The organism is Methyloceanibacter sp. (assembly GCF_049590335.1).
In the GTDB taxonomy this organism is placed as follows: Bacteria; Pseudomonadota; Alphaproteobacteria; order Rhizobiales; family Methyloligellaceae; genus Methyloceanibacter.
In genome coordinates this window covers 1-5018 of record NZ_JBAWCQ010000074.1, presented here as the reverse complement: position 1 = coordinate 5018, position 5018 = coordinate 1, and the positions used below count along the sequence as shown (strand labels likewise).

The window sequence follows — 5018 nt, the reverse complement described above, 5'->3', positions numbered from 1 at the left end:
GTTTTGGGGGACGCGTTGGGGGATCTTGCGTCTCCGCACAAATGGTTGGCCAGGCGCCGGCTTTCAAGAGCCGGCACTCATATTTTCGATTCATCACCATAACATATTGAAATATATAAGATAAAATCTCAGCCAAAGAGCGTCGCACGTTGCGTTGCATGAAGCTCTTCCAGCGTCAGAGGCCCGGGCCGTTCGAATAGCCGCGCACCATTGAAGAGTTTTTCCGCCAACACAGGCGCTTTGTCCAAAACAGACGCTTCTGCAGGTGCGGGCTCGTCTGCGGGCCGGGGTGCGGCAAGATCTTTTTGTGGCACGAGTCGGTTTGTCCGCGCTGCTTGGTGCATGGGCTTTCCAGGTGTCTCGGCGTCTATCCGAGGGATGGCCATCTCGAACGCATCGCTCACATCGAGAGCCTTTGCCGAATCCAGAAGGTTCTGGGTTTCATGGTCGCGCCAGTCATCGATCAGGGCATCGATGCGGTGTTCCATGTCGCGCAACAGCCGCATGGCTTCGGCGCTCTTAGTCCCTGCGATCTCCTGGCGTGCGCAGGCCGTGTAAATGTCGACGGCTCTGTCATCCAACGTGTCGCAAAGCTCCGGCGCAAGACCCTTCTCGCGCAGCGTCCACGACACGTTTTGAATCTCCTCCAACGCCATCAGCACATCCGATGTGGCGCGGGTCGCGGCCTCGACAATCTGGTTGAAGGTGCAATCTGCCGCAAGCGCGTCGCCGCTGGGGACGCCTGCGAGGCTGAGCCCGCCGATCTCCCGCCGCATTTCACTGATGGTTTCGCTCATCGCCACGAGTTCGGAGACGACGCCCACCGGGAGGTTCCCCCGCTCCGGCGCGCTCGAGGCGCCTTCGAGGCGCCCGATGGCGTCAAGCAGCAATTGGACTTCCGGTGTGGGGTGCTGGCGCGCATAGTCCGCCAAGAATCTGCGGCCGAGTTCGGAGGTCCTGAGCGTTGCCTCGAGGGCAGCATAGTCCCCAGTCTCGGCCGCGCTGAGTTGAGGGCCGTTGTAGCCTTGAGGCAGGCACTGCGTGGCGCTCTTTGCGCATTTTAGCATGGCGAAAAAAGTTTAGCTGATTCGAAGTCTTACACGAAGGTAGCAGTCGTCGTAGGGGGAGCGGTTAACGACCATGAGCGGCTTTGCGCCTCCACAGACCGCCCCGCAAGGAGCGCACCGCTCGCTTGCCTGGCGGCTTGGTTTTCTCTATGCAGTCCTGTTTCTGATCATCGGTTGCTACCTGCCTTACTTGCCGGTCTGGCTGGAATGGCGCGGCTTCACGGCCGATCAGATCGCCATTTTGCTTGCGACCCCGCTCTTTGGCCGCATTCTCATCGCGCCGTCGATCAGCTTTGTGGCGGACCGGCTCGGCGATCGGCGCTTCGTACTCATCCTGACGGCCTGGGGTGCGCTGATCGCCTATGGCGCGCTTTGGGTTGCGGGCGGGTTCTGGCAGATGCTGCTCGCTATGGTGCTCGTCGCCTTGGCATCCACCACGCTGATGCCGCTGACCGAGACGATCGCGATCAGCGGTATTAGGCGTGCACGTCTCGATTATGGACAGGTCCGGCTCTGGGGCTCGCTCAGCTTCATCGCGGCCAGTCTCGGGGTCGGCGTCGTTATCCAGCAGCTAGGGGCAGGGCTCGTACTGCCCTTTCTCATGGCGGCGGCGACGTTGATGATCGTTGGGACCTATTTCATTCCGCGCGACTTGGCCGCGACGCACCGCACCAGATCCGCGACCGATGGTACGCCGCGGCTGCGCCTCGCTGATGCCATCGCGCTCGTGCGCTCACCGCTGTTTCTGCTGTTTCTCGTTGCGGCCAGCTTGATCCATGGCAGCCACGCCATGCTCTATGCCTTCGGCTCGCTCCACTGGCGTGCGCAAGGGTTCACCGGGGGCACGATTGGCATGCTGTGGTCGATCGGTGTCGTCGCTGAAATCTTGCTGTTCGCCGTGTCCGGCCGCATCGTCGGGCGCATCGGGTCCGCGCGCCTGCTGGTACTGGCGGGCTTCATGACGGCGCTCCGCTGGAGCTTCATGACGTTCGACCCGCCACTATGGGCGACGGTGATCCTTCAGACGCTGCACGCAATGAGTTTCGGCGCCGCGCATCTTGCCGCTATCCATTTTCTGACCCATGCCATGCCGGAGGACCGGTCCGCCACCGCGCAGGGGTTCTTCTCGGCCGTGGTCGCGGGGCTTGTGATGGGAACCGCCACGCTCGTCTGTGGCCCGCTCTATGAAAACCTTGGCGGGGAAGCCTACGCGGTCATGGCCGTCGTGGCCGCAATCGGGACCATCGCGGCGATGCTACTGCGCCGGCGTTGGGATGGCGGGCTTGTTGTTGGACGTGCCAATAAGGAGGCTTATCCGCAATCCCCGGACGCTCATCCCCACAACGCGGGCGAGGGTGGAAAGACCTTGCCGTCGTCATAGGCCAGCGCATTGTCCCGGTCGCGTGCGAGCAGGAGCGGGCCGTCGAGGTCCACCCAGTCGGCGGTCTGAGCGACGAGGATGGCAGGCGCCAGGGCAAGGGACGTGGCCACCATGCTGCCGACCATGATTTTGAGGCCGCACGCGCGGGCCGCCTCCACCATGCGCAGCGCCTCGGTGAGACCGCCGGTCTTGTCCAGCTTGATGTTGACGGCATCATAAAGCCCCGCGATCTCATCGAGCGAGGTGGTGTCATGGGCCGACTCATCGGCGCAGATCGGAACGCTATGCGCGAAATGTGCGAGGGCGCTGTCCTCGCCGGCTGGAAGCGGCTGCTCCACGAGTTCAACGCCGGTCTGGGTCGCGACGGCCAGGAATGGCGCAGTCTGGTCCGTGTGCCACGCCTCGTTGGCATCGACGATCAGGCGGGCATCGGGGACGGCCCAGCGGACGGCCTGCATGCGCTCGGCATCACCCGCGCCACCCAGCTTGAGTTTCAGCAGCGGATGAGCACACGCGGCCTGCGCTTGCGCGGCCATGGTCTCCGGCGCTCCGAGCGAGATCGTATAGGCTGTGGGGACCGCCTTCAGGGGCGCAATCCCTGCAAGCTCGGCGGCGGTACGCCCCGCCTGTTTGGCCGCAAGGTCCCACAATGCGCAGTCGACCGCATTGCGTGCGGCACCAGCCGGCAGACACGCCTCCAACCTCTTCCGGTCCAAGCCTTGCCCGAGCGCCGGGCGCAGGCTCTCAATGGCGGCGACCACCCCTTCGACGGTCTCGCCATAGCGTGTATAAGGGACACATTCGCCCCGGCCCAACGAAGTGCCATCGCCAATCTCCACCAGTACGACGGCCGCTTGCGTTTTCGATCCGCGCGCAATGGTAAAATGGCCGCGAATTGGCCAGTGTTGCACGCTAACAGAGAGAGTCAGCGGTTTGCCGTCGCCTATGCCCTCGGCGCTCTCGCCTGCCATCACTGCTTTATTTCTCCGTTGATTTCAGCCAAAACGGTCCATCTGCTTTTGCGCCGACTGCCACAAAGAAGCTTAGATTCCGAGCCAGGCCAAGCCCTTACATGCTAAAGCGCGACAATCAATTCCTCCTTCAGACCGAGACCGAGGCACCGGGATTTCGGGTCGAGTTGCGCGGTACCACGTTCCGCCTGGTCGCGACCGGTGCATGGACGGTCACCGAGGCCACGGTGCTGGATGAGGAACTCAAACGCCTGAAGGTCCCGATACCGCCTTCGTCAGACTTCACGGGCGAGATGGATATCTCAGGCATTGCCGAGATCGACACGGCGGGCGCGTGGCTGCTGCAGCGGACGGCAGGAGCATGGCGGCGAGGTGGCTTGAAGACACGCTATGCGGGTGCCACGGACAGCTTCCGAATCCTCATCGAGGAAGTGCATCGCCGCGGGCAAACCGAGAAGCCCGAAATCGACACGGTCACGCCGCTTCAGCAAATTCTCGATACGACCCAGACGAGCCTAACGAACATCTGGAGCGACGTGGTCGCGCTGACGTCGTTTCTGGGCGAGGTGTCCGCCGCGTCCGTCCGTCTGGTTCGGGAGCCCTGGCGGTTTCGCCCGATCTCCTTCATCCACCATCTCGATCACGCGGGTCTTCGCGCTCTGCCGATCATCTTTCTGATCTGTTTCCTGATCGGTGCGGTGGTCATGCAGCAGGGTGTGGTTCAGCTCTCGTATTTCGGTGCGGAACCCATGGCGGTAAATATGGTCGCCATTCTCTCGCTGCGGGAGGTGGGCATCTTGCTGACATCGATCATGGTGGCGGGTCGCTCCGGTTCGGCCTTCACCGCCGAGATTGGCTCCATGAAGATGCGCGAGGAGATCGATGCTATGCGGACACTTGGGATCGATCCCATGGATACGCTGGTGCTGCCACGCGTCGCCGCATTGGTGGTCGCCCTGCCGCTCCTCACCTTCATGGGCGACATCGCGGCGCTGGCCGGCGGCGGCGTCATGGCCTGGGTCATGCTCGGTCTCGAGCCGCCGATCTATATCGACAAACTGCAAGAGATCATCAGCGTCCGTCATTTCATGGTCGGGATGATTAAGGCGCCCTTTGCGGCCGTCGTTATCGCGCTGGTTGGCTGCCTCGAAGGCCTGCGCGTTCAAGGCAGCGCGGAATCTCTCGGGAGTCATGTGACCGCCGCTGTGGTCAAGGCGATCTTTCTCGTGATTTGCATCGATGGCATCTTTGCCATGTTCCTCGCGGGGATCGGCCAGTGATCATCGAGGACGGACGAGAGATTTTGATCCGCGTGCGCGAGCTCGCCAAGAGCTTCGGGAGCCATCAGATTTGGGAATCCCTCAGCCTCGATGTCTATCGCGGCGAAATCCTGGCCATCGTTGGCGGGTCGGGCCAAGGCAAGTCCGTGTTGATGCGCGTGATCACCGGCCTCGTCCAACCGGACAAAGGGATCGTCACGCTTTTTGGCGAGGAGGAGCATACGCTGACGCCGCAGGCACGGCTCGCCATCGAAAAGCGCTGGGGTATCCTGTTTCAGGATGGCGCCTTGTTCTCCTCGCTCACCGTGCTGCAGAACAT

Annotated in this window: 5 protein-coding genes; 3 read left to right on the top strand and 2 right to left on the bottom strand. The window is 62.5% G+C overall.

Annotated elements, in window-relative coordinates:
- Window positions 1–128: 128 nt before the first annotated feature.
- Window positions 129–1067 carry a hypothetical protein gene (locus WBQ77_RS05625; protein ID WP_424059314.1) on the bottom strand — a complete coding sequence of 313 codons (939 nt, stop codon included), beginning with the start codon at window positions 1065–1067 and terminating at the stop codon, window positions 129–131.
- 73 nt (window positions 1068–1140) lie between these two features.
- Between WBQ77_RS05625 and WBQ77_RS05620 the strand changes: the two genes are divergently transcribed.
- Window positions 1141–2448: an MFS transporter gene (locus tag WBQ77_RS05620; RefSeq protein WP_424059312.1), complete on the top strand. Its 1308-nt coding sequence runs from the start codon at window positions 1141–1143 to the stop codon at window positions 2446–2448.
- On the opposite strand, the gene dgcA is transcribed toward WBQ77_RS05620, so the two are convergent.
- Window positions 2400–3419 carry an N-acetyl-D-Glu racemase DgcA gene (dgcA, locus tag WBQ77_RS05615; protein ID WP_424045393.1) on the bottom strand — a complete coding sequence of 340 codons (1020 nt, stop codon included), beginning with the start codon at window positions 3417–3419 and terminating at the stop codon, window positions 2400–2402. The two genes, WBQ77_RS05620 and dgcA, sit on opposite strands and share 49 nt — an antisense overlap.
- A gap of 101 nt (window positions 3420–3520) precedes the next feature.
- Here dgcA and WBQ77_RS05610 point away from each other — a divergent pair, with 101 nt between their 5' ends.
- Together WBQ77_RS05610 and WBQ77_RS05605 are read left to right on the top strand one after the other, a co-directional pair.
- Window positions 3521–4699 (top strand): MlaE family ABC transporter permease, encoded by a 1179-nt coding sequence (locus tag WBQ77_RS05610; protein WP_424059310.1) that lies wholly within the window; start codon window positions 3521–3523, stop codon window positions 4697–4699.
- On the top strand, window positions 4696–5018 hold a 323-nt coding region (locus tag WBQ77_RS05605), incomplete at its 3' end, for an ATP-binding cassette domain-containing protein (protein ID WP_424059308.1). The genes WBQ77_RS05610 and WBQ77_RS05605, both read left to right, overlap by 4 nt.